The 25,577-nt window shown below is 60.5% G+C and carries 18 protein-coding genes and 2 pseudogenes; 10 read left to right on the top strand and 10 right to left on the bottom strand.

The window, feature by feature from the left end:
* Positions 1-19 precede the first annotated feature (19 nt).
* Positions 20-478: a winged helix-turn-helix transcriptional regulator gene (locus Q8X48_RS24375; RefSeq protein WP_407801696.1), complete on the bottom strand. Its 459-nt coding sequence runs from the start codon at positions 476-478 to the stop codon at positions 20-22.
* Between the two features lie 135 nt (positions 479-613).
* On the opposite strand from Q8X48_RS24375, the gene Q8X48_RS24370 reads away from it, so the two are divergent.
* Positions 614-1,897, top strand: coding sequence for an MFS transporter (locus tag Q8X48_RS24370; protein WP_407801695.1), 1,284 nt, complete (start codon positions 614-616; stop codon positions 1,895-1,897).
* 107 nt (positions 1,898-2,004) lie between these two features.
* Here Q8X48_RS24370 and Q8X48_RS24365 read toward each other — a convergent pair whose 3' ends face one another.
* The 4 genes from Q8X48_RS24365 to Q8X48_RS24350 all read right to left on the bottom strand — a co-directional run bounded on the left by Q8X48_RS24365 (position 2,005) and on the right by Q8X48_RS24350 (position 6,523).
* Positions 2,005-2,583 (bottom strand): eCIS core domain-containing protein, encoded by a 579-nt coding sequence (locus tag Q8X48_RS24365; protein ID WP_407801694.1) that lies wholly within the window; start codon positions 2,581-2,583, stop codon positions 2,005-2,007.
* A gap of 41 nt (positions 2,584-2,624) precedes the next feature.
* Positions 2,625-3,101 carry a GFA family protein gene (locus tag Q8X48_RS24360; protein WP_407801693.1) on the bottom strand — a complete coding sequence of 159 codons (477 nt, stop codon included), beginning with the start codon at positions 3,099-3,101 and terminating at the stop codon, positions 2,625-2,627.
* Entirely contained in the window at positions 3,079-6,015 is a 2,937-nt protein-coding gene (locus Q8X48_RS24355; protein WP_407801692.1) for a sensor domain-containing phosphodiesterase, read from the bottom strand. The genes Q8X48_RS24360 and Q8X48_RS24355 overlap by 23 nt, the downstream gene beginning before the upstream one ends.
* Before the next feature lie 262 nt (positions 6,016-6,277).
* Positions 6,278-6,523 (bottom strand): hypothetical protein, encoded by a 246-nt coding sequence (locus Q8X48_RS24350; protein ID WP_095966214.1) that lies wholly within the window; start codon positions 6,521-6,523, stop codon positions 6,278-6,280.
* Positions 6,524-6,977: 454 nt separating this feature from the next.
* Between Q8X48_RS24350 and Q8X48_RS24345 the strand changes: the two genes are divergently transcribed.
* Positions 6,978-8,300 (top strand): DUF1329 domain-containing protein, encoded by a 1,323-nt coding sequence (locus tag Q8X48_RS24345; RefSeq protein WP_407801691.1) that lies wholly within the window; start codon positions 6,978-6,980, stop codon positions 8,298-8,300.
* A gap of 53 nt (positions 8,301-8,353) precedes the next feature.
* Here Q8X48_RS24345 and Q8X48_RS24340 read toward each other — a convergent pair whose 3' ends face one another.
* Positions 8,354-8,515, bottom strand: coding sequence for a DUF2986 domain-containing protein (locus Q8X48_RS24340; protein WP_407801690.1), 162 nt, complete (start codon positions 8,513-8,515; stop codon positions 8,354-8,356).
* A 362-nt stretch (positions 8,516-8,877) separates the two neighbouring features.
* Between Q8X48_RS24340 and Q8X48_RS24335 the strand changes: the two genes are divergently transcribed.
* The gene (locus Q8X48_RS24335; RefSeq protein ID WP_407801706.1) at positions 8,878-12,198 is read left to right on the top strand and encodes an Ig-like domain-containing protein; all 3,321 of its coding nucleotides are present in this window, start codon (positions 8,878-8,880) and stop codon (positions 12,196-12,198) included.
* Between the two features lie 73 nt (positions 12,199-12,271).
* On the opposite strand, the gene Q8X48_RS24330 is transcribed toward Q8X48_RS24335, so the two are convergent.
* Positions 12,272-12,802 carry a nucleotidyltransferase family protein gene (locus Q8X48_RS24330; RefSeq protein WP_407801689.1) on the bottom strand — a complete coding sequence of 177 codons (531 nt, stop codon included), beginning with the start codon at positions 12,800-12,802 and terminating at the stop codon, positions 12,272-12,274.
* Between the two features lie 273 nt (positions 12,803-13,075).
* Here Q8X48_RS24330 and Q8X48_RS24325 point away from each other — a divergent pair, with 273 nt between their 5' ends.
* The 4 genes and pseudogenes from Q8X48_RS24325 to Q8X48_RS24310 all read left to right on the top strand — a co-directional run.
* Positions 13,076-14,413 carry an MFS transporter gene (locus tag Q8X48_RS24325; RefSeq protein ID WP_407801688.1) on the top strand — a complete coding sequence of 446 codons (1,338 nt, stop codon included), beginning with the start codon at positions 13,076-13,078 and terminating at the stop codon, positions 14,411-14,413.
* A 758-nt stretch (positions 14,414-15,171) separates the two neighbouring features.
* Entirely contained in the window at positions 15,172-15,708 is a 537-nt protein-coding gene (locus tag Q8X48_RS24320; RefSeq protein ID WP_407801687.1) for an AAA family ATPase, read from the top strand.
* A gap of 224 nt (positions 15,709-15,932) precedes the next feature.
* Positions 15,933-16,211, top strand: a pseudogene (locus Q8X48_RS24315) (PAS domain-containing protein); the annotation flags it as partial.
* A 312-nt stretch (positions 16,212-16,523) separates the two neighbouring features.
* Positions 16,524-17,498: pseudogene (locus Q8X48_RS24310) on the top strand (methyl-accepting chemotaxis protein); the annotation flags it as partial.
* A 197-nt stretch (positions 17,499-17,695) separates the two neighbouring features.
* Here the strand turns inward: Q8X48_RS24310 and Q8X48_RS24305 are convergent.
* The 3 genes from Q8X48_RS24305 to Q8X48_RS24295 all read right to left on the bottom strand — a co-directional run bounded on the left by Q8X48_RS24305 (position 17,696) and on the right by Q8X48_RS24295 (position 21,246).
* Positions 17,696-18,601, bottom strand: coding sequence for an amino acid ABC transporter substrate-binding protein (locus Q8X48_RS24305; protein WP_407801686.1), 906 nt, complete (start codon positions 18,599-18,601; stop codon positions 17,696-17,698).
* 42 nt (positions 18,602-18,643) lie between these two features.
* Complete coding sequence (potE, locus tag Q8X48_RS24300; RefSeq protein WP_407801685.1) at positions 18,644-19,990, bottom strand: putrescine-ornithine antiporter; 1,347 nt, start codon at positions 19,988-19,990, stop codon at positions 18,644-18,646.
* 383 nt (positions 19,991-20,373) lie between these two features.
* Positions 20,374-21,246 (bottom strand): DNA/RNA non-specific endonuclease, encoded by an 873-nt coding sequence (locus Q8X48_RS24295; RefSeq protein WP_407801684.1) that lies wholly within the window; start codon positions 21,244-21,246, stop codon positions 20,374-20,376.
* Between the two features lie 306 nt (positions 21,247-21,552).
* Here Q8X48_RS24295 and pdxR point away from each other — a divergent pair, with 306 nt between their 5' ends.
* From pdxR to Q8X48_RS24280, 3 genes are all read left to right on the top strand, one after another.
* Positions 21,553-23,061, top strand: a complete 1,509-nt coding sequence (gene pdxR / locus Q8X48_RS24290; protein WP_407801683.1) for a MocR-like pyridoxine biosynthesis transcription factor PdxR — start codon at positions 21,553-21,555, stop codon at positions 23,059-23,061.
* Positions 23,062-23,173: 112 nt separating this feature from the next.
* On the top strand, positions 23,174-24,244 hold the full coding sequence (locus Q8X48_RS24285) for a sugar phosphate isomerase/epimerase family protein (RefSeq protein ID WP_407801682.1): 1,071 nt from the start codon (positions 23,174-23,176) through the stop codon (positions 24,242-24,244).
* 51 nt (positions 24,245-24,295) lie between these two features.
* The gene (locus Q8X48_RS24280; RefSeq protein WP_407801681.1) at positions 24,296-25,561 is read left to right on the top strand and encodes an MFS transporter; all 1,266 of its coding nucleotides are present in this window, start codon (positions 24,296-24,298) and stop codon (positions 25,559-25,561) included.
* Positions 25,562-25,577: the final 16 nt, after the last annotated feature.

The following is a 25,577-nucleotide window of genomic DNA, read 5'->3' as shown; positions in this document are numbered from 1 at the left end:
GAACGCATGGCCCATCGATTCACGACTCGTCGGCAACCACCCTGACCCTGTGGCAGTCGGACGGCCCAAGCTTCTGACCGCTGGAGGAGCGAACTTCAATCGGCATCAGCGTCTGCCCGCGCTCGTTGTCCAGCAGCACAGAACGCGTCTCTTCGCGCTTGAACAGGTAACGTTCACCCCACTGCCGCAGGCTGACCACCACCGGAAAGATCTCCCGTCCTTTTTCCGTAAGGACGTACTCCTTGTAGGCACTGCCGTCTGACGCGGGTTGAACCTCGAACACACCAACCTCAACCAGGGTTTTCAAGCGCGATGCCAGAATGTTCTTGGCCACGCCCAGGCTTTTTTGAAATTCGCTGAATCGGCGAATGCCGTCGAATGCGTCGCGGATGATCATCAGCGACCATCGATCCCCAATGGCCTCCAGTGTTCTGGCTACCGGGCATTCGCTGCTGTGGGATGAAGTGTCTTCGACCATCGTATTGACCTTCTGGATAAGGATTGCCAGGCCTGCCGTGCAATTCCGAGCAAAGTGGTTGCAAATTAAAACCTGATCCGATAACCATTCAATCCAGTTTTTAATTGAAACCAGTTTAGCGCCACGGAGGCTCCTGTGACAGCCGATGCCGATTCAGCCACCTGCTCTTTCGCCCCGCAGGCTTCGGGCCTGCCCGATGCGGATAATGGAGAAAGCGCTGGCGCAGACGGGTCTGCGGGGCTTTCTCCATCACTCACGCTGCTGTTTTCCGTCACCTGCGCGCTTGCAGTCGCCAACGTGTATTTCGCTCAACCCCTGCTCGATTCAATGGCTCAGAGCCTGGGGGTTGCCTCATCGATGATCGGGGTCGTGGTAACGGCTACCCAGGTCGGTTACGCGCTGGGGTTGCTGTTCATCGTCCCGCTGGGTGACTTGCTCAACCGCAAGGGGTTGATCCTCACGCAAGTGCTGCTGTCTGCGGTTGCACTGGCGGGGGTCGGTGCAGCGCAGCAATGGCTGACCCTGTTGGGCGCCATGGTCATCGTCGGATTGCTGGCGGTGATGGTTCAAGTGCTGGTGGCCTATGCCGCCGTGCTGGCAACCCCGTCACAACGGGGCCAGGCCGTGGGCACCGTCACCAGCGGCATTGTCCTGGGCATTCTGCTGGCGCGGTTAACCTCTGGGCTGATCGCCGATCTGGCGGGCTGGCGCGCCGTGTATTTCGTTTCCTCGGGCTTGATGCTGGTCCTCGCGGCGGTGTTCTGGAAAGTGCTTCCTTGCACCCTGTCTCCACGCAACCGAAACACCTACCCGGCACTCATCCGGTCGATGTTCAGGCTGTTCATGACCGAACCGGTCTTGCGCATCCGGGGCCTGCTGGCCTTGCTGATCTTTGCCGCCTTTTCCGTGTTGTGGACATCCATGGTGCTGCCATTGAGCGCGCCGCCACTGTCGCTGTCACACACGGCCATCGGCCTGTTCGGTCTGGCCGGTGTCGCCGGTGCTCTTGCTGCCAGAAGAGCCGGTCGCTGGGCCGACCAGGGTCTGGGGCAACGCGTGACCGGCATTTCGCTGGTGATCCTGACGCTGTCCTGGTTGCCCATCGCGTTTGCGCAGACGTCACTGATCGCGCTGGTTGGCGCAGTGGTCTTGCTCGACTTCGCGGTGCAAGCCGTACACGTGACCAACCAGAGCTTCATTTTTGCCGCACGACCGGACGCCCAAAGCCGCATGGTGGGCGCCTACATGTGCTTTTACTCGGTGGGCAGCGCACTGGGCGCCGCGGCCGCGACCCAAGTGTATGCGCAATGGGGCTGGACAGCCGTCAGCCTGTTGGGCGCCTCGATCAGTGCGACAGCCCTGCTGCTTTGGTTGATCAGCTGTCATTCCTCAACGATCGATCAAGGAAGATCCCCATGAAAACCCGGCGCCTCTTGCTCGCCATTTCGATTACGGCCATGGGGGGCGTGAAATTCTCAGTGATCAAACTTATCGTCTGCGCCAACCGGGGCTGAGTAGGGACGGCTTCAGTCAGCCCCTTTGCGCACCGCCCGCCTGACCTCGGCCTGTATGGCATAAGCCGGTGCCTCCACGGCATTGAAGTCATGGGTATAGCGCTGGGCAAATCCGTGCACACCCCATTCCTGATATTGCTGCACATGCTTGAGTTCGTGAGCCCAGAGCGCGACGTCCGTTTCTGCGGCTTGAGGGTCGCGGAAGAGGATGATGTCGATCAGCGTCACGGCACCGACATCGGGGTTCTGCAGCATGGCCGTGGCGGCGCTGAATTGGCCGTTGTCGCTGATTTTGTAGCGCGCGGAATCGAGGACGCCGGGATCGTACCAGGGCAGCAGTTGCTCACGGATATGCGCAGGAATGGGTTGGGTACCGGCGGTGGCTGCTTCATCGCGGGCCTGGGTCAGCCACAGCGCCAGGGCCGGCGTCGCGATCTGGTAGATATCCTCGGGCACCACGTCCGGCAGGCAGATGCAGCCGTCCAGGCACACCTGTCTCTCGCCAGCCGGGCAGTCGCTGGTCTGGGCCGGCACTTCAAGCGCCAGGCAAAGAACAAACAGCGCCACCAGGGGCGTGGTGATGGGCGGCATTCGGCACTCCGGGCAGCAGACAGTGGTGAACCGGTTCCGGGTCAGGCATTGACCTGGAGTTCATGCAGCAGAAACCCTAGTGATTCCGGGGCTGCGCAATGGCTTTTTTCCGAGCGATGTTCATCCCATGGCATCGCGTCATCGGTGCAGAAATCTCCAATGCATTCCATGCTCAGCTCGGCGTCGAGCAGTCCGAGCGGAATCCAGAAATACGGTGTTTCGCGAAGAACATTAGGCACGGTCGAGCCACATCGCGAGCAAAAATCATTTCTGTACCCGCTGGATTTGCGCCAACCGGTGATCGCCTCTTGCCCGTCTTCCCATCGAAAGTCGCGAGCGTTGACCAGTGTGGCGAGATTATGGCCGACCCCGGTTTGCTTGCGGCACAGCGTGCAATGGCAGCGATAGAAAAATCGTGGTTCAACCGCCAGCGAAAAGCGTACCGCCCCGCAAAGACATTGCCCTGATGCCATGAGTCTCTCCCTTGAAAAATGTTCATCCGTATTGGCTTGTGCCATGAAGTCCGCTTGATTCCTGACGGCCGAGCAGTTCACTCGCCAACAGCGCTTTCAACGCCATCGGCCTGGCAAAGTGATAACCCTGGGCCTGCCCTGCGCCCATTTCACGCAGCAGCTCCAGCGTCGCTTCATCCTCGACGCCTTCGGCCACCACACTCAGGTCCAGCGACTCGGCCATCCGCACAATCGCCCGAACGATCGCGCGACTGCGGGAACTGCTGGTCAGCTCGAGGATGAACGACTTGTCGATTTTCAAACCGCTGAAGCGGTACTGATGCACATAGCTCAGGGACGAAAACCCTGCGCCGAAGTCATCGAGTACCACCGACATACCGTTGTCGGCCAGTTGCTGCATGGTTTGTCGGGCAATCGCCGGCTCGGCGACCAGCGCCCCTTCGGTCAGTTCAAGGCAGATCCGCGACGGCGATACCCGGTGCTGCGCCAACAGTTCCAGCACCTCACTGGCGAAGTCGGGGCGCGTCATGCTGTAGCTGGAACAGTTGACGTGCACCGCAGGCCAATTGGCGTGCTCGGGCTGCGCGAGGATCGCGGCAATGCTGGTCAGCATGTACAGGTCCAGTCGACCGATCAGGCGCAGGCCTTCGACATCCGGCAGGAACTCGCCCGGCGCGATCACGCGGCCGCACGGCTGATGCCAACGGATCAGCGCTTCCAGGGCCAGCAGCTCGCCGGTTTCGACGCTGACGATCGGCTGGAAATACGGCAGCAGTTCGTCAGTGCGCTTGAGTGCGTTGCGCAAGGCCCCTTCCCGCTCGACCTGGTCCGAGACTTCACGGCGCACCTCCTGGTTGAACACCGCATAGCTGTCGCGCCCGGCACTCTTGACCCGGTACATCGCCGCATCGGCATCGCGCAGCAAGTCGGCGGGTTCGTGATGGAACTGACTGTCGGCGCTGACGATACCGATGCTGCAGGACGAAAAAACCTCATGGCCATTGATGAAAAACGGCAGGTCGAACGCCACCAGGATCCGCTCGGCGATTTCGATCATCACCTCCAGCGGAGCCTCGGGCGCCAGTACCGAAAACTCATCGCCCCCCAGGCGTGCCAGCATGTCGGTCTCGCGCAGACAACCACGCAAACGCTGGGCCGCCTGCATCAACAGCAGGTCGCCAAAGTGGTGGCCGAAGCTGTCGTTGACCATCTTGAAACGGTCCAGATCGATGAACATCACCGCCAGGTGCCCGCCCTCGCTGCCGAACCGCGACCAGGCCAGATTGAGGCGCTGTTGCAGGTAGGTGCGATTCGGCAGCCCGGTCAGCGCATCGTGTGCGTTTTCGTGCTGCAACTTGGCATTGGCGTGATCGAGTTCGCGGGTGCGGCTCTGCACCCGGGCCTCGAGCTTGAGGTTGGCGGCATGGATCGCTTCAGCGGCCGTGCGTCGTGACAGCGCCGTGTCGATGTGCCGCGACACGAACGTCAGCAGTTCCTGGTCACGCTGGGTATAGCGCACCTGCGAGGTATAGCTTTGCACCGCCAGCACGCCACGCACCGCGTCGTCTTCGAACAAGGGAATGCCCAGCCAGGAGTAAGACCGCACAGACTCATGGGCGATTTCGATTTCACCCTGCGCGTGCAATCGTTCTGCCTCGGCAACGTCAATCAGGCAAGGTCGGCGCTGACGGATCACATACTCGGTCAGGCCCCTGCGCCCTCGCCGTGCCGGCGGGCAGGTCGTCTGCCGTTCATCCACGTAATAGGGAAAAGTCACTTCGCCGGTGGCGTCGTCGAACAGCGCAATATAGAAGTTCTGCGCGAACAGCAGATCACCGACGATGCCATGCAGGGTTTCAAACAACTCGGCCATGTCACCGGGCTGGCTGGACAGTTCGGCAATCTGGAACAGCGCGTTCTGCAGATGTTCGGCGCGTTCCCGGTCTGCCACTTCCTGGCGCAATGCATTGTTGAGTGCGGACAGTTCCAGGGTGCGACGCATCACCGTTTCTTCCAGGTCCTCCCGGTGCAGGATCCGGTCCAGCGCCATGGCCACGTGACGGGCGACCACCAGAAACAACGCGCGGTCTTCAGCGCTGTAGATGCGCGAAACGTCGTAGACCTGCATCGCCAGCATGCCAAACACGTCATCGGAGGCATTTTTCAACGGTGCGCCCATCCAGAACTCGGGACGATCACCCACGCAGTGGAAACGGTTTTGTGCCTGGGCCTCGAGAATACCGGCGGCGTCGATCAGCAATGGCTGGCCAGTGGTCAACACCTGTCCGGTCAACGACAGGCGCGAAGGGTCAAGGTATTCATGGTTTTCCGATTCCAGGGCATCGACGTCGATGATGTCGACGTAATACGGGTAATCGATCTTGCCAGTGTGCGGGTTATACAGCGCGAGATAGAAGTTCTCGGCGTCGATCAGGCTGGCCAGCAGCCGGTGAACCCCCACCAGGAACACTGAACGGTCACGGGTCGAACTGGCCAGATAGGTAATTTCATACAGCACACGCTGGGTGATCTGCGCACGGGCCAGGGTATTGGTCTGTAGTACGATGCCCAGGCGCCGGGCAAAGTCCGCGAACGCGGGTTCAGCAGCTTCATTGACGGGTGCGAGCAGCCAACCCAGCTCACTTTCGCCTCTGCCGGTCGGCCAACGATGCAGGTTCGACGTCAGGCAAAAGGCTTCAAACGCCTCATTGGCAATGCTCGAAGGCCATTGCGCCTGCGGGTCGCCTTGCCCGACCCAATGCATTTGTTCGCCGGCGCGGTAGAACACCCAGTCAGTGCTGTGGGCCCAGTGGCGCGCCGAGTCCAGCACGTGTTCGATTGAGTCGTCGTTGCCGGCGTAAGCCATGCCGACAGCATCCGGATTCACCATGGGTTGGAGCGCGGCCACTTCGCAATGGCTCGAATGCCGCCGGGAGTCGGTCAATGTACGAAAACTCATCAGGGCTCCCTGAGCCAAATACTGCCGAAACTCAATGACTGATTGCTAGCAATGTGCCATCTAGCTTCACATTTATGTAAAGCTTATAGCGGTTTTTTTCAATGATTTGTTCACTTTAGTGCCAGGTATGAGACGGGCTGCAAATTATTCGCTGCGTATTGCTGTCCATGGAACGTCGGAGCCATCGGGCACAGGCTCTGCGGTGGGCCAGGTTTAACTGCAGCGCCCCATAACGCTCTGCTTTTCAATGGCGTTGAACCTGTCAGTCGTCATTGTCATCGCGATCACGGTAGCGACGGTGATCGCGATCATAGTCGCTACGATCATAGCCACGACGATCATAGTCACGGTCATAACCTCGATCATCGTTCCCTCTCCAGTCGTCACCACGTCGATGATCATGATCGTGATATCGCCCGTACCGTTCTCCGTCATCCCAATGCGGGCCGCAGCCTCCCAACAACACGGCGCTGGAAATGGCCAAGATCAAGATTGCTGCGCGATTCATGAAAACGTCCTGAATGTCGGATTATGGAAGGGTCACGGCTGCTCGAAACGTTCATCCGGGCAGTGTTCAGACATGCTTATGACCATTCTGTAACTCAATGATTCCGCAGGGAAATACAAAGAAGTGACGGTCACTCTCAGCGACCGCGCGATTGAATACCTGTTGGGACCAACCGGGCCTGTCATCAATAGGCCTGTCATGAATAGGCCTGTCATCAATAGCCAAGGGGCTGTCGTCGAATGAAAAGCGTCTGTGATGCGCGGGGCTTTTAATGGTTCTTCACGCAATTCCGGGAAACGCAATACCTGTAGGAGCCAGCTTGCTGGCGATGGACTCAAGAGCGCCGCGTTAATCCAGTTCACACGCGTTAACGTTAACGACCATCGCCAGCAGGCTGGCTCCTACAGTTTTCCGGGAAGGAGTTGCCTGGAACACCAGGCAGGAGAACAACAATATGAAATTCGTGAAAACTCTTCTGGCTGCCGTACCCCTCATGGCGCTGGCCATAGATGCCCAGGCCTATGTATCGAGCCAGGAAGCCGCCCGGCTGGGCAGCAGCCTGACGTGGGTGGGAGCCGAAAAAGCCGGTAATGCCGATGGCTCCATTCCGCCCTACAACGGTGGCCTGACCACTGCCCCGCCCGGCTACAAGTCCGGCGACAGCATGCGCCCGGACCCCTTTGCGGGTGAAAAACCGCTGCTGGTGATCAACGGCAAGAACGTCGATTCGTACAAAGGCATGCTCACCGCCACGACCGTAGCATTGGCCAGGCGCTACCCCGGCTTTCGCATCGACGTGTATCCGACCCACCGCACGGCATCGCTGCCCCAGGCGGTACTGGACAACAGCCGCAGGAATGCCACCCATGCCAGGTCCCTCAACGGCGGGATCGCCATCGACAACGTGATGCCCGGAGTGCCGTTCCCGATCCCGCAATCGGGCGCCGAAGCGATGTGGAACTTCCTGCTGCGCTACCAGGGCGTCAACATCCATTCCAAGTACGACTCCTGGACTGTCGACACAGCCGGCGTACCGAGCCTTGCGGTCACCGGCGAGGCGTTCGTCTCCTTCCCGATCTACGAGAACATGTCCAAGCCGTTCAACAGCTCGGACATTTATTATCAGTTGAAATTGTCCTATACCGGGCCTGCGCGCCGAGCCGGCGAGTCGATCATGCTCAAGAACGCCACCAATGCAACGGAGTTTCCCGGCCGCGCCTGGCAATACATGCCGGCCCAGCGCCGGGTCAAACAGATTTCGATCCTGGCCTACGACACCCCCAACCCCGGTACTGCCCGTGCGCTCGAGCTGTATGACTGGACGCTGGTCGGCAAGCAGGAAATGATCGTGCCTTACAACACCTACAAGCTCACCTACGCTCGCAACGCCAAATCCCTGACAACGCCGAATTTCATTGCCCCGGATTTCGTTCGCTGGGAAAAACACCGGGTCTACGTCGTGGAGGGCAATCTCAAGCCCGGTGCAAAGCACATCTACCACAAGCGCCGCTTTTACCTGGATGAAGATACCTGGGCCGCGGTGGCCTCCGACCAGTACGACACCCGTGGCCAGCTGTATCGTGGCTCCTTCGCTTTCTTCAGCCAGAGCTATGACCAGCAAGTCCCGGATGCCACGCCCTTCATGACGTACGACCTGTCGAAAGGCACCTACAACATCAATGGCGTGGTGGGCCCTCATGGCGGCATCCGCTACATCGAGCCGCTATCGACGGCGCAGTGGGTGCCGGAGTCCATGGCGGGTGCCGGTATTCGCTGAGTTCGTGGTGGCAGAGCCCCCTTACTGGAAAAAGGGGGCGTGAGCTGCGCGGATCAGCTCTCGCTGGCATCAACCGGGTCTTGAGCCGCTTCGGCAGCCAGCTTCAATCGGTCAGCCTTGCTGATGTACTTATCCTTGCTTTTCGGTGCCAGTTTGGCACTCGCCTTTTTGGCGTTAGCCTTTAACAACTGATTTATTTTCTTGCGACGATTCATGCTGTTCTGCTCAACCGGTATTTCTTGAATGATATCAGCTTAAACATTCAGGCCGGGCTGCCGCTTCCCCATAAATGGGTTACTTCACCCACCCTTGCGGGCAATTACCACCAAATTGGAGGAACATCCCCTTTCTCCCCGCGTCTCCCGAATGCAAATCCGTCAGCAACTTGTTCATTAACCTGGGTTTTTTCTTTGCCCGGGTGATGGCTCATTAGTTGCACACGCCCCCTTGTGCCCACAACAGCAGTCGTCCCGGACATGGAGACGACGGGACATCACGCAAGGGGTGAAACATGAAACGCACGACTCAACCAGGCAATTCCTTCTACTGGCTGCGCAAAACAGGCCTGCCTTGTGCGATGTTCTTTACCCTGACCACGGCAGACGCCGCACCACTGGATGATTTCGGCCCGCCACCACCGACGGACCCTTCGGCGTTTACCAATCCACCGGCCGACCCCCAGGCCGCGGTGGATGCCGTAGAGGCCATGCCACCCACCAACACGGGGGCCTTCGCCCTGCCCAATGGCGTGTATGGTACCCGCACCACGCCGACGACCGACAACGTGCTGCCGCCAGCGCTGCAGACATCGTTCAAGATCCCCACCAACGGCAAGCCCAGCCCGTTGTTCGGGGCGCAACCGTACACCCAGCAATTGCTGTTGTTCGAAGAATTCGGCACGGAAAAACTTGACCCGACACTGCCGCCGCCCACCCTGACCTTCCCGCCTCCGACCGTCGGCCCGGCGCCCGTGCAGGACCCGAACAACATCGCCCGCAGCGGCCCTTCGGCTGTGGCGCTCGAAGCCTTCATGCGCCAGCCCGGGCTGTACCCGTTTCCGTCACAGTATTCCAACGTGCTGGACCGTAACCCGTGGAAAGCGCAGGTAGAAGCCTTCCTCAACCGCCATCCGGTCGGCTCGCCGGCCGAGGGGCGTCCGCCAGGAAAAGGCTGGTCGCATCAGCGCTGGAACGAGTTCTACCCACAGGTCGCCTTCAAGACCGCTCAAGCGGGCGCCAAGCTCAACGGCGGCATGCGCGACCGCCGCCAGCTGCACAACTACGCCGTCGGCGAGTTCGGGCCAGGCGGGCTCTACAACCAGACCTCGGACAATCCGATCATTGCGGGTACCACCAAAGGCATCGACACGCGCTTTCACCCCAACATGCCGATTCAGAACCACAAGGCGCTCTGGACCTTCGACGGCACCTTTCCGCCAAAACTGTTGATGGTGCGCTACGGCCAGGGCGTGCTGATGCGGCACTACAACGCCCTGCCCATCGATCCATCAGCCAACATGGGTTTTGGCCTGCACACCCTCAGCACCCACGAACACAACGGCCACAACCCGGCCGAAAGCGACGGCTATGCCAATGCGTTTTTCTTTCCCGGGCAGTACTTTGACTATCGCTGGCCGATCCAGTTGGCCGGTTACGACAGCATCAACACCAGCGCCCAGGATCCGCGCGCCGCGTTCCCCTGCGCCCCGGGCGAAACCCTGTATGTCAACGATGCCACGCCGGGCCTCAAGACCTGCAACAACGGCACCATCAAGATTCGTGGCGACTGGCGCGAAACCATGAGCACCCACTGGTTCCACGACCACATGCTCGATTTCACCGCGCAGAACGTCTACAAGGGCAGCGCGTCGATGATGAACTACTACAGCGCCCTGGATCGCGGTAACGAAGCCTTGGAAGACGGTGTCAACCTGCGCCTGCCCAGCGGCTCGGCCTTGCCCTGGGGCAACCGCGACTACGACGTCAACCTGATGCTGGCCGACAAGGCCTGGGATACCAATGGCCAGCTGTGGTTCAACCCCTTCAACACCGACGGCTTCCTCGGCGATCAGATGCTGGTCAACTGGCAGTACCAACCACGCCTGAACGTGCGGGCGCGCAGCTATCGTTTCCGCATCCTCAATGGCTCGGTGTCGCGCTTCTTCAGGATCGCGCTGGTGCGTGAAGTCGTCGGCACCGGTGGCGAATTCCCCGGCCCGACAGGCTCCGGCCTGTCCTATACCCGCGTGCCCTTCCACTTGATCGCCAATGACGGCAACCTCATGGAACACGCCGTGCCGTTCGACGGCAGCCTGGATCTGGACGCTGACGGCGACCTGCAGGACCACAACGCGATCCTGCCCGCCCAGGGCATTGCCGAGCGTTTCGACATCATCGTCAACTTCTCGAAATACGGGATCAAGACCGGCGACAAGCTGTACTTCGTCAACCTGATGGAGCATCACGACGGCAAGGGGCCGGAGAGTATTCCGCTGAGCTTGGCCGATGTCCTGGCCGGCAGGTACAAGGCAGTGCTCAAGCTGACCAGTACCGGCTTGCGATGGGAGGACGGCGACCCGGTGGTGGGCAAGTTCATGCAGATGGTGGTGCAGCCATATGCCGGCCAGGACGTGAGCATGAACCCCGCCGACTACGAACCCGCCAAACCGGGCAAGCCAGTGGGTAAAAGCATGATCCCGTTGACGATCAATCGCGACGACCCGACGATGCAGGCCAAGCTCAAGGCGGCGCGCCATCGCGAGTTCATCTTCGGTCGCTCCGACGGTACCGACGAAGAACCCTGGACCATCAAGACCGATGGCGGTTTCGGCTACCAAATGGATCCTCGGATCATCAGCGCCGCTCCGCAACTGGCCACCGGTCCGACCTCTGCCGGGTTCTCCGGCGACGGCACCCTGGAAGTGTGGAAAATCAGGAACGGCGGCAACGGCTGGAGCCACCCGGTGCACGTGCACTTCGAAGAAGGCATCGTCCTCAACCGCGACGGCAAGGCGCCGCCGGAATGGGAAAAATGGGCACGCAAGGATGTCTATCTCATCGGCCAAGGCATCGACAGCTCGGTGGACGTGGACATTGCGATCCGCTTCCGCGAGTTCGCCGGGACCTACCTGGAGCACTGCCACAACACCCAGCACGAAGACACGTCCATGCTGATGCGTTGGGATGTCGAGCACCCCGGCCAGTTCCAGTTGATGCCAACGCCACTGCCTGGCTGGGACGGCGTCACCTACGTCAATTCCGCCGCGCTGCCGACTTTCCGCACTGGCGATGAACGTGTCGAAGACCTCGCCAACCAGAAACCTGTCGCCAACCCCGACAGCGCCATCAGTAACACCGGCCAACCGGTGACCATCAACGTGCTGGCCAACGACAGCGACCCTGACGGTAACGTGCCACTTAAAGTGGTGGGGCTGGAGCAACCGGACTCCGGCAAGGGCTCGGTCAGCACCGATGGCCTGCGCGTGATCTACACACCACCGGCCACGATCCCCGCGCCGTTCACCGCGACCTTTACCTATAGGGCCAGCGATGCCAAGAACGCGGAGTCGGCACCGGCGACGGTGTCCGTGGCGGTCTCGGCAGGGGTCGTCGAGAACCTGATCGTCACCAGCGCCACCGTCACCGCCCGCAGCAGCAGCCGCTGGTATTGGGTGCTGTCGGGCACCACCTCGCGTGGCGCGGGCAATACCATCACGGCGACTGCCACGACCACAACCGGCACGGTGAACCTTGGCACCGCCACCTTGACCACTACGCCTACAGGCGCACGCTGGAATATAGCGGTGACAACCGTCGGCAGCGGCCCGTCGGCTGCCCCGACGGCGACCATCAAGTCGGCCTTCGGCAAAACCGTGACGGTGCCGGTCGTGAAGAACTGAGTTTCAACCTGGCTTTAGCGACGAGGGCCTCAAAGGATCTGAGGCCCGAATCGGTCAGTTCGGTTGGTCCCGTTCAAATTTGCGGCGCGATGATCCTGAGCCATGGCCAGCGAGCCTGATAACTTCTGGCCTTCTGATCGAACAAGTCCGGCCTGGGATTGCATGGATTGATTCGAAGCAACCCGTGCTCTGTGTCGGCCAGGCCGTTGGGGGCATAGACCTCGCCGGTGGCGACATCCCAACCGATGCAGGTACCGGCAACCAGGTAGCGGTCGATCCCGTCCCTGGCTGACTCAAGCCTGGGATAATCCCCGCCGAACCGCTGGCTGTACCACAGGTGAACGCGAGCCTGATTCTTGACCTCAACGTTCACGTCAAGGTCGTTGAACAGCTGCCGGGCTGACTGGATGACCTCATTCTCTGCTTCCCAGGACAGATCATCATCGAAGTAAAAGACGTCGTAATCCTTCACTCCCCACTCTGGCGGTCGCTGTGACCGATGATTCCAGACGGCCTGGAACAGGCAGCCGGCCGTGAGCATGCATTGGTTCAAGCCAAGCTCGGGCAAGCGTGTGTAAATTTGTGCGTTGACCGGATTGGTCATTGCGATCCTGACCAGGCTTTCGGCAGTCAATGTCATCTTCATCCCTTCCCTATCGATCTGATCCTGGCGACCGACAATACCCCCGGTGCTTTACAAATTCACGAAAAACACCGTCCTTCGCGACCTGCGACTATCGGCCAGCCTGGCGCCAATCATGGGACATTCAGGGGGTATGAAGTCGGTACTGACTATGTGGATGACACTTTTGAAGTGAGCCGCCGCCGTGCCTGCCCCGATAATCGATAGCTTACTGACGAACTGTCGAGGTCAAGCATGACGAACGCAAATACGGAACAAGTCAGCCCGCAAACACTGAGAAGAGTGATTGTCGCCGCCGGCATCGGCAATTTCGTCGAGTGGTTCGACTTCGCCGTCTATGGCTTTCTGGCCACGACCATCGCCCAGCAATTCTTCCCCAGCGGCGATGCCAGCGCCGCGCTGCTCAAGACCTTCGCCGTGTTCGCCGTGGCCTTCGCATTCCGGCCCCTTGGCGGGATTTTCTTCGGCATGCTGGGCGACCGGATCGGCCGCAAGCGAACCCTGGCGATGACCATTTTACTGATGGCAGGTGCGACGACCCTGATCGGTCTGCTGCCCACTTATGCGGCGATCGGGGTCATGGCGCCGATTCTGCTGTCGCTGATCCGTTGCGCCCAGGGCTTTTCCGCCGGGGGCGAATACGCAGGTGCCTGCGCCTACCTGATGGAGCATGCACCGAGCGACAAGCGCGCCTGGTACGGCAGCTTCATCCCGGTGTCGACATTTTCCGCCTTCGCCGCGGCAGCCGTGGTGGCCTACGCGCTCGAGGCGTCATTGTCGGCCGAAGCCATGGGCAGTTGGGGTTGGCGCCTGCCGTTCCTGATTGCTGCACCGCTGGGCCTGGTGGGGCTTTACTTGCGCTGGAAGCTCGACGAGACGCCGGCATTCCAGGCGGTGGCCCAGGAGCATGCGGTCGCCCACTCGCCGCTCAAGGACACCTTGCGCAACCATGGGGCGGCGATCTGTTGCCTGGGGGCCTTCGTGTCACTGACCGCCCTGTCGTTTTATATGTTCACCACCTATTTCGCGACTTACCTGCAAGTCGCCGGTGGCCTGAGTCGCGCAACCGCGTTGCTGGTGTCACTGATTGCATTGCTGTTCGCCGCGGCGATCTGCCCGCTGGCCGGGCTGTATTCGGACCGGGTCGGGCGTCGCATGACGGTGATGACGGCCTGCGCGCTGTTGATCGTTGTCGTGTATCCATCGTTCCTGATGGCCAGCTCCGGCTCGTTCGCAGCGTCCGTCGTCGGCGTCATGCTCCTGGCGATTGGCGCGGTGTTGTGTGGCGTGGTGACGGCGGCCTTGCTCTCGGAAACCTTCCCGACCCGCACTCGATACACCGCCTCGGCGATCACCTACAACATGGCGTACACCTTGTTCGGCGGCACCGCGCCGCTGGTGGCGACGTGGCTGATCAGCACCACTGGCAGCAACCTGTCGCCAGCGTTTTACCTGATCGCGATCGCATTGCTCGCGCTGGCCGGGGGACTGGCATTGCCGGAGACCTCGAGGATTTCCCTGCATGACGTTGCGGCGCAGGAGAAAGCCGAAGGCGTGGGCGCATCCGCCTGACACACGAAACGAGCCGGCAGGCGTCATGTCAGCGAGGTTTCCCTCAGAGGCCTTTGACTGGCGAGCAAAACCCTGCACAATTGCCGGCTGTTTTTGGGGCCTTCACTGGTTTGGAGGCCACTGGCTTGCCAGCGATGGTCGTTAGCGATAACGCGTGTGAGCTGGATAAACGCGGCGCATCTGAGTCCATCGCCAGCAGGCTGGCTCCTACAGTTTCAGCGTGGGCATGGTCCCTTGTGGGAGCTGGCTTGCCTGCGATGGTCGTTAACGATAACGCGGGTGAACTTGATGAACGCGGCGCATTCGTGTCCATCGCCAGCAGGCTGGCTCCTACAGTTTCAGCGTGGGCGTGGCCCTTTGTGGGAGCTGGCCTGCCAGCGATGGTCGTTAACGATAACGCGGGTGAACCGGATGAACGCGGCGCACTGGAGTCCATCGCCAGCAGGCTGGCTCCTACAGTAGTTTCAGCTTGGACAGGGTCCCTTGTGGGAGCTGGCTTGCCTGCGATGGTCGTTAACGATAACGCGGGTGAACCGGATGAACGCGGCGCACTGGAGTCCATCGCCAGCAAGCTGGCTCCTACAGTAGTTTCAGCTTGGGCAGGGTCCCTTGTGGGAGCTGGCTTGCCTGCGATGGTCGTTAACGATAACGCGGGTGAACTGGATGAACGCGGCGCACTGGAGTCCATCGCCAGCAGGCTGGCTCCTACAGTTCCCCGGGAATGCGTAAAGAATCTTTTTTTCGACAGGACGTCACTCGTGCAACGGATTGTTATTCTGGGCAATGCCGGCAGCGGCAAATCCACCCTCGCCCGCACCCTCGGCAAGCATCTGGGGCTGCCCGTGGTGCACCTCGATACCCTGTTCTGGGAGCCCGGCTGGATCGAACCCGACGCAGAGCAGTTCCGCGCGCGGGTCAGCGCAGCGATCGCAGCGGACACCTGGATTTGTGAAGGCAACTATGCCCGGCGCACCTTCGACCTTCGCCTGCCCCGGGCCGACCTGATCATCTGGCTCGATACGCCGCGACTCACCTGCTTCGCCCGGGTGATCCTGCGCAGCGTCATGAACCGTCCTCGCCCTGACCTTGCAGCCGGCTGCGCAGAGAAACTCGACCGGGCGTTCCTGACGTTCCTTGAGTTCGTGTGGAATTTCGATCGAGGCTACCGCCCGGGTATCGAAGCAGTGCGCATGGCCACGGGCCCGCGGATTCCTGTGGTGCATTTGCGCAATAGTCGGGAGATTGCCGCCTTTCTCCATGGCTTGCCCGCAATGCCTGGAACCTGCCTTGAATAGAGGGGCGACGACATCCGTCACCCGAGGTTATACATCGCGCCCCGAAACCGACTCAATTGGACGTCACGCATGATTCCACAGCGATATCGTGAATTTGTCATGAAATGAAAAGAAATTGTCGTCGGATGAATCTCCGTCAGCCTCCCCCCTCCATAAATTCCTCTTCGGGCCCGTTCTGTTCTATAGGCTCAACATCATAATAATAATCCGAGGGGTCGCATCGTATGCGCGTGAATTTGCCCGTAACCGAGCATGAAAGAGTATTTCCCGCCGAACAACGATTGATCTCCACGACCGATCTCGATAGCCGGATCACCTACTGCAACGAGGCCTTTGTTGCCATCAGCGGTTTCACCTACGACGAATTGGTGGGCCAGCCCCATAACCTGGTTCGACACCCCGACATGCCTCCCGGGGTATTCATTCACATGTGGCACACCATCAAGCAAGGCAAACCCTGGATGGGCATTGTGAAAAACCGCGCGAAAAATGGTGACTTCTATTGGGTCAGTGCCTACGTCACGCCCATCCATGAAAACGGACGCCTGAGTGGTTACGAGTCGGTTCGTTCGCTGCCCAGCCGCGACCAGGTTCGTCGGGCTGCAGCACTCTATGCGCGGATGCGGGCCGGCAAGCCCATCGTTTCGCTGCGCACGCGGATTTCCCGGCCGCTGCAACACGGCTGGCCGTTGCTGATCGCTGGCGCAGTTTCATTGCTCGCCGACCAGTGGCTGCCCAATGCGGCGGCACAGGGACTGATGGTGGCAAGCCTGTGTATGGCCTGGTACTTGATCGACTCCCGGCATCGCAGAGCCATCGAGCGCACCCTGGCCGAGCATCCAAAAGCCTTTTCCGATCCATTGGTCGCGCTCACCTACAGCGACAACCATGGTCCCCAGGGGCGCCTGGACATGGCCATGGTCAGTGAGGAAGCGCGCTTGCAGACCGCCCTGAGCCGACTCGTCGATGCCGGGGTCAATGTCAAGGCCAAGGCCGCGCAGTCATCCGAACTCTCCGGTTCTCAGGCGCAGTCGCTTGATCGTCAGCGCAGTGAAACCGATCAGTCTGCCGCCGCCATCTCACAGATGGCCGCCACCATCCAGGAAGTCACCCAGAACGTCATCAGCACCGCGCATGCCGCGTCCCAGGCCGACCAGTTGACGCGTGAGGGCAGTGAACTGGCCCGGCAAAGCCTGAGCGCCATGGAAACCATGCATGAGGCGGTCAACGAGATCGGCAAGGCGGTCAACGCATTGGCGAGCGAAACGCAATCGATCGGCAGTGTCGTGGATGTCATCACGTCGATTGCCGAACAGACCAACCTGCTGGCGCTCAATGCGGCGATCGAGGCGGCCCGGGCCGGTGAGCAAGGTCGCGGTTTTGCCGTGGTTGCCGACGAAGTGCGCTCCCTTGCACAACGCACTCGCACCTCTACCGAACAGATCCACGGCATCATTGCTTCTCTGTACGACGGTGCCGATCGCGCAGTGTCAACGGCCAGCCGTGGCGAGCAGATTTCCCGCGAAAGCATGCAGCGTGTCGAGGCAGTACAGTCGGCGCTGGTCGGCATCAGTCAGGCCGTCACCCGGATTACCGGAATGAGCCAGCAGATGGCCTCGGCGTCTGAAGAGCAAAGTCACGTGGCTGAAGACATCAATCAGCAGATCACGCGTATTGCCCAGCTCTGTGATCACAGCGCCGGGCAGGCCAAACAAGGCGCCGCGATCAGCCAGGACCTTGAAGCCATGGCCGACTACCTGCACAGCCTGGCCGAGCGTTTTAACCGTTAGTGGCGACAGGGCGATTCCTGCTTCGCCAGGGGCCTCGCCAATTGATGCTGATCATCTGTAGGAGCGAGCTTGCTCGCGAAGGTCGTCAACGATAACGCGTGCTCACTGGCTGAACACGGCGCTCTTGAGTCCATCGCGAGCGAGCTCGCTCCTACAGTAGCAATAGGTCGGCGGACGGCCCGTTGCCAACGATTTCACTAAGGCAACGCATAGACCCTGAACAGTCTCTTCACGGTAAGGTTGCTGCCGCCCAGATACTGGTCGTAGGCCTTTTCCACAAAGCCCGAGTAATAGGCTTCACTCAGGGCCGTATCGACCAGCAGGCGGAAGTCTTCGTCGTTACGATCGATCATCATCGCCACCGGCGAGTATTCGAAAATGCGGTCCAGGATCATCAGGTTCTGCGCCGCACCTTCCTTGGCGATTTCGTTTCGCAGCAACATGCGTTCGGAGAAGAAGGCATCGGCCTTGCCCTCGGCGACCAGTTTGACGCCCTCGTCATTGTTGGCCACGGTCACCAGCGAGGCGATCACGTTGAGCAGGCGCATCCGCTCGCGAATCCAGTCTTCGGTCACCCCGCCCTCGAGGCTCGCGTAGGTCTGGTTGGCCAGGCCATTGTTGATGCTGGCACGCCAGGTCGGGCCGGCAGTGGCGACCTTGCCATTGAGCACATTGAGCAAGGGTTCGGCCGCATCGTTGCGCACCACGACCGAGAGGCCGGCGGTGTAGACCGGGATGGAGTAGCTGATCATCTTGCGCCGTTCCAGGGTGGGCGCGGTCGGCGTGCAGAGGATATCCACCTTGCCCTGGCTGACGGCACTGACCTGATCCGCAACCGTGACCGGCAGGTAGTGCACTTGCAGGTCGGGCAGGCCCAGCTCGCTCTTGAGCTTTTCGGCGACTTTCAGGCACAGGTCGATGGCATAACCGCTGGCCTTGTCGCCGTCCTGCTTGCTGAAGGGCGCCAGGTCCGGCAAGTAACCCAGGTTAAAGGTGTGGCTGCTGCGCACGCGTTCAAGGGTGTTGGCGCCTGCCACCAGCGGCAGCGTCAAGAGTGCGAAGGCAAGCAGCAGTCTGGTGGTTGTGGCAAATGGTACGTTCATGTCCGGTTTCCCCGTATGCAGATGTCTGTGCAGTCCTGATGGCTACGCCTGAGGGTTTGCGGCCCTGGCCTGATTGGCCACTGGCACTTCGGTGAAGCGCTTGGCGAGGAATCCGTAGAGCAGGTAGCCGACAGCGAGTACCAGGGTGCCGCCCATCACTGCGTCCTTGCCGCAGGCATACAGGGCATACAGGGAGTACGTGACGGCAATCAGCAAGACCACCACGTTACGCGTGCGAATCGCTGACGAGACCCCGGCCTTGTGCATGATCACCAGCAGGCCGGTCAGCGCAGTGATATAGGGGATGAGGTTGGTGACCGCGGCCAGGCTGACCAGCTTGCTGAACTGCGCGGCGGCGTCGGGCGAGATGGTCGACAGGGCCATCAGGGTTTGCAGCACGCCGCAGACGATCATGCCGACGACGGGCGCATTCATCGAGTTGACCTTGCTGAACAGCTTGAGAAACAGGTTCTGGTCAGCCGTCATCTTCGCCGTTTGCGCCAGGGTGAATTGCCAGCCCAGCAGCGAGCCGACGCAGGCCATGACCGCCAGGGCCATGACGATATTGCCCACCATCGGATTGAATATCGTCGCGTAGACCAGCGCGAAAGGCGCCGAGGACTTGGCCAGTTCGGCGTTGGGAATGATGCCCTGGATGACGGTGGTCGACAGCACATAGACCACGGCGGCGCCGAGGGTGCCGAACAGGCAGGCCAGCGGCACGTTGCGCTTGGGGTTTTCCACGGCATCGGTGGCCTGGGCCGCCGACTCCATGCCCAGGAAGGCCCACAGGGTCAGGGGAATGGCTTTGCTGATGGCTTCGGAAATCGGCAGGCTGTTGGGGTTCCAGGCGGCGGCCAGCACATCAGGCTTGAACCAGAACCAGCCGATGATGCTCAGGCCCGCGACCGGAATGATCACGCCCCACACCGTGAATGCACCGATCTTGCCGGTGATGCCCGGGCCCCCGAAATTGGCGAAAGTGGTCAGCCAGATCAGCCCGATGGTGCCGACGCACAAAGGAATGGCACCCGTGCCCAGCCAGGGCACGAAGGCGGTCATGTAGCCCACCGCCGAAATGGCCACGGCCACGTTGGCGATGGCCAGGGACAGGAAGTACAGGTACGAGCAAAGGAAAAAACCCGACTTTGAATGGGCCTCTTCTGTGTAGGCGGACAAGCCGCCGGAACGTGAACAGAAGACTCCGCATTGGGCAAAGCAGTAAGCGATGGCCATCGAGCCGATCGCGGTGAAGATCCATGACAGCAGCGAGACGGCACCCAGTTGAGCCATGTTGGTGGGCAACATGATGATGCCCGAACCCATCATGTTGACCGTTACCAGCGTCGTGAGCCCCATCAGGCCCATTTTCTTGCTTGAATCAGCCATCGCAAACTCCTTGCCTTGTTCAGAGTTTTGAACCTGGGCCTGGCGACGTGCAACACGCGGCCGGACTGGGGCTAATGCTTGATCAGGCCTTGAGCCTGTAAACGCAGCGCATTGCTGGCAGCGATTTTCAAAGCGTTCATAACCGGAATTTCTCGGTCTGTCCGACGTTGAAGTTCCCGGGACGAGTCTCTGGGGAGGCATCATGTCCCGGGGCCACGAGCGATTGCCCTATTGGGTATAGTTCAAATTTACAAACTGTTACTTCCTGCTGATTTTTTACTGGACCGCGTGGGCATGCTCATGACGATCAGGCGCCCCCCTTATCCTCGAAGGAATCACCCCACAGGTTGCATTCAACCTGTGGGGTGCTGCTCATCCAGCCGTCAGGTGCGCCCTGCGGAACCTGTAACGGGCAGGTTCCCGAGCAATTTGAGCCCGGTGCTCTTCACGAAAGTGTCGTAGTCCATCGGCTTCTGGATACGGGTTTCAGCATTGGGCAATACGTAGGCCCAGGCCCGTTTGGACGAGGCGTCGTACACCAGCTTGAACAGGCGCGTCGGCACCCAGACCTGGTTGTCGCCGATGGTCGAGTGGCCTGGATCGAAGAGCGGGCCGGTAAAGACAAACACGTTGCCCTCGGCTCGCGTGGCAAACTTCCTGACATCCGACTCGACCTTGCTCCAGATCTTGCGGTTGTTGGTCGGGTCTTGCGGCACCATGTTCGACAGCGCAAAGGATTGGGCCATTGCCTTGGGGGTCGGTGCATCGGCTGCCGGGGATTGATGGCCACGGTCTACGGCCGGATGCTGGCCGCGGTAGTCACTCAACTCTGCACGCCCACCCTTGGGAATGCGTGGGTCCGGGTAGAACTGGTTGGTGCGCTCCTCCCCTTTGGCATCCCGCAACTGGGCCGCATTCAGGCGTTCGACCACCACCAGCGGGGTCTTGCTGGTTTGCGAGTACAGCACCGCGAAGTTGTCGGAACACAATGCCAGGGGTTTCATGGATGCAGGCACAGTGACGGTGTTGATCGGTTTCGCTGCCGGGAACAGATCAGCACAGCCATCGAACGAGGCCTGTTTCTGTTTGCTTGAATAGAGCTCCAGGGCCGCGTTCCGGCTGATCGAGCCTGAGCGGGACGCTTGTTCGTGTTGCGCGGCGGGCGGCTTGAGGAGGTCCAGCAGACTGCGGGCTTGCGCCCCGGACGAGAGCAAAACAAGGGCCGACAGCCCAACTGCAATTTTGCGTAGGTACATGGGTTGATTCTTCGAAGGGAATTGAGGGGTAAACGTACGGCGGGTCCCGACTCACGGAACCGGGTGGAGGGGGTTGCTGATTATGTGGCGGCGAGCATGCTTTCACTGTCCTTGATCAAATGACCGCTGAGGGTCGTGCGGAGGGTATGGACCATGCCCAGACCGGTTAGTGCGATGCCGCACCCGGCAGCCCTGTTATTGTGACGCCGGGGTGGATGACTTATCCAGCACCCCTCGCTACCCTTTCGCACCCGGGTGCCTGACAGCGATTCAGGCCAGACCACATTCCATCCAGACGAACGAATAATGAAATCCTCCGCAGGTTTGCTGTTGTCGGGTATCGAACTGGACCGTGCCAGTTCCATCCCCTTGTACCGCCAACTCTACTTGCAGATTCGCAAACAGATTCTCAGTGGCAGGCTTCAGGGTGGCGTGCGCCTGCCGTCCACGCGGACCCTGAGCAAGGAGCTTGAGCTGTCGCGAATCAGCATTCTCAATGCGTTCGATCAACTGATTGCCGAGGGTTTCCTGACGTCGCGGACCGGGGCCGGGACTTACGTCGGCCATGAATGGGAAGGCCGCGGTATTGAAGACGATGAGCACAAGCGCCAGCCGCCTCGCCTGTCCGACCTGAGCCAGTCGATGCTGTCGTTGCGCAGCGATCATTTTCGTGGTGTTTCGTATGCCGGCTGGGCGACCGGCAGCCCGACCTCGTTCCTGCCCAGTCACAGCGCCTACGATGCGTTCCCGCAATCGGTCTGGAAGCGTCTGTTGAACCGCCACCTGCACAAGCCGACCAAGGCCATGCTCGGCTATGGCGAACTGCAGGGCTTGCTGGCCCTGCGCGAGGCGATTGCCGAGTACGTCTTCGATGCCCGCGGCATTGATTGCAGTGCCGATCAGGTGGTCATCGTGTCCGGCGCCCAGCAAGCCTTCAACCTGCTGGGCATGCTGTTGCTCAATCCGCAGGACAGCTTCTGGATGGAAGATCCGGGGCATATCGCAGCGCGTATTGCGCTCCAGGCCCAGGGTGGCCAGGTCGTGCCGTTGCGTATCGACGAACAGGGAATCGATGTCCGGCAAGGCCTGGCTGTGTGTCCTGACGCCCGCCTGGTGTTTACCACTCCGTCTCGCCAGCATCCCCTGGGCGTCACCATGAGTTATGCACGACGCCAGGAACTCATCGACTGGGCCGCGCAGAATCAAAGCTGGATCATCGAGGACGATTGCGACAGTGAGTTTCGCTACAACGGCCGCCCCCTGCCCGCGCTCTATGCCATGGACCAGTGGGCCCGGGTTATCTACGCCGGGACCTTCAGCAAGGTGCTCTTCCCCTCGCTGCGACTGGGGTACGTGATACTGCCGCACGCCCTGGTCGAACCCTTCTGCACCCTGCGGGCGGTCATGGATCGCAGCCCGCCTACCCTGCTTCAGGCCGCCACCGCAGACTTCATGCGCGAAGGCCACTTCCTCGGCCATATTCGGCGGATGCGTGCCCTGTACCAGGCTCGCCAGCTGGCACTGGTCGAACAGCTACAGAAACAACTGGGGACTTTCTTCAGGATCACCCCGGTGGAAGCCGGCATGCACATGATCGCCTGGTTACCTGCGCATCTCGATGACGATGCCCTGGCCAGGGAGCTCGACCAGCATGGCATTCATACCTATCCCCTGAGCGACTACTGCGTCGAACATGTCTTGCCGCCGGCGCTGCTGATCGGCTTTGCCAGCACCCCCGAGGACCAGGCCCAGGCGCGGGTCGAAGAGCTGGCCCTGGCCCTGGACAAAATGGGTTACCTGCAGCCGGCCACCTGACGCCGGGCAAGTGGTCTTATGATTTAGCTGATAATGGATCTATCGAGAGTTCCTGACTGGCGCGATAAAGGCTGCGCCGGTAGACCCGGTGTCTGAACCAGGAACGACTCGAATGAACAATAAGATCCAGGAACGATTCAACGCCTTGCTCAGCCATAAGGCTGTCGAGGCCGAGGCTCCCCCTCAACTGACCGAGGCACTGGCCCGCCGGTTGCTCGACCGCCTTGGGCAACTGCGTCTGTTTGCCCATGCCTACCCCTTGCTGACCAACCTGACCCACGGCCGTGTCACCCCTGACGACTTGCTGGACTTTGCCTATCGCCATGAACTCCAGGGACTGAGCCTGCACCTGCTCGACGGTGAGGAAAACAGCCTGAGTCAAATGACAGCCGCGCAGCTTCAGGCGTTCGCTGCCAAGGCCAAAACACTCGGGCTGGACGTGCATCTGGAAATCAGCAGCACCCTGAAAAAAGATGTCGATCAAGTGATCGCCATCGCCAAGGCGCTGGGTACCCGCAACATCCGTGTCTACTCACGCTACGAAGGGGCGCTGTCCCGGGTCATGGATGTGATCGAGTCGGACCTGCACTACCTCGCGCAACAGGCAGACGAGCACGACCTGTTCTTCGATTTCGAGCAGCACGAGGAACTCAAGAGCGGCGAGATCGCGCAACTGCTGAGCCGGCTGAACCACCCGCGCCTGCACGCCCTGTTCGACTTCGGCAACATGATCAATGCCTGCGAGCAGCCCCTTGCGGCACTGCGCACCCTGGGTCCGCACATACGCCAGACGCACCTCAAGGGTGTGCGCATCGTGCCTGAGCAAAACGGCTTCGGGCATTACGGCGTGCTGCAAGGCAGTGACGAAGACGACCTGCCCAGCGCTCGCATGTTGTTCGAACTGTTGATGCTCGGCGAATCAACCCCGCAGGTAATCGCCTTCATTCTCGAGCAGGAAAACCACTACGTGGCCCCGGCGTTCCGCCAACTCGACGAAGCCGCCGACCCGTTCATTGCGTACCGGGAAATGAGTGAAACAGCGCTGCCGCAAGGCTACTCGCTGGAGCGAATGCTGGCCGATGAACACCGTTGGGCAAACAACCAGGTCGCCTATGTACGAGGTCTGCTGGCCGAATTCCGAACCCTGGCCGAGTTGACCCTGGCCCATTGCGCTGATGCCTGAACCTGACGTGCCAAGCGGCACTGCCTACCCAATCAAGCCTGGAGAACAATAATGACATCCCAAGACAAGGCCAAATGGCTCAGATTCCTGATTCTCATCCTCGGTGGCGGCACCATCTACAAGCTGGCGAGCCTCAAGGACGCCTTCTATATCCCCATGCAGGAATTCATGGGGCTGTCCCACACTGAAATCGGCGTGCTGCTGAGCGCCAACGCCATCATCGCCACCGCGCTGTTCGTGGTGGGCGGCATGCTCGCCGACCGTTACGACACGCGCAAGCTGATCCCCCTCGGCCTGATCGGTACCGGCGCTCTCGGGCTTTACCTGGCGACCTTTCCGCCCTTCAGCAATCTGCTGGTTGTGTTTTGCCTGCTGGCCGTGTGTGCCGACTGCCTCTTCTGGCCTTCGCTGCTCAAGGCTATCCGCAACCTGGGTGACGATAAGGAACAGGGGCGCCTGTTCGGCCTGCTCGAAGGCGGGCGTGGTGTCATCGATACCCTGGTCGCGTTTTCTGCGCTGGGCGTCTTCGTCGCCATGGGCTCCGGTGAAAACGGTTTGAAGTCGGCGATCCTGTTCTACTCGGTCATCGACATTCTTGCCGGTACCCTGACCTGGCTGTTGCTCAAAAGCGGCAAAACCCAGTCGACCGCCAAGCCGAAGAACGGACTGTCGAACCTGCTCGAGGCCATCAAGGTGCCGGGCATCTGGCTGGTCAGCCTCAACGTGTTCATGGTCTACATCGTGTACTGCGGCCTGACCTATTTCATTCCCTACCTCAAGGAAATGTACGAACTGCCCGTGGCCCTGGTGGGCGCCTACGGCATCATCAACCAGTACTTCCTCAAGATCCTCGGCGGCCCCGCTGGCGGCTTCATTGCCGACAAGCAGTTCAAGAGTTCCAGCCGTTACCTGAAGTGGGCATTCCTGGCGTTGTTGCCGCTGATGGGCGTCATCATGCTCATCCCGAAAAGCCCGGATTACATCTACGCTGGCATGGCGGCCACCCTGTCCTTCGCGTTGATTGTGTTTTCCATGCGCGGTGTGTTCTGGGCACCGATGGGTGAAGTCGGCATTGCCCAGCACATCACAGGCTCAGCCTTTGGCATTGGTTGCCTGATCGGCTATGCGCCGGGCATGTTCGCCTACGTCATCTATGGCGCGATACTCGACCACTTCCCGGGTCAACAAGGCTACAACTACGTCTTCTCGTTGATGAGTCTGCTGGCCATTGTCGGGTTCATGGTATCGAGCCTGCTGTATCAAGCGGTGCGCAAGAATTCCGCGGTCACGGGCCAGGTCAGCGCCGCGCAAGCCTGACCCTGGACCGCGTCCA

Origin of the sequence: Pseudomonas sp. QLc11A, assembly GCF_052112305.1 — a bacterium.
GTDB classification, from domain to species: domain Bacteria; phylum Pseudomonadota; class Gammaproteobacteria; order Pseudomonadales; family Pseudomonadaceae; genus Aquipseudomonas; species Aquipseudomonas laurylsulfatiphila.
Note: the sequence above shows the minus strand (reverse complement) of the source record. Positions and strands in the feature narration are given on the sequence as shown.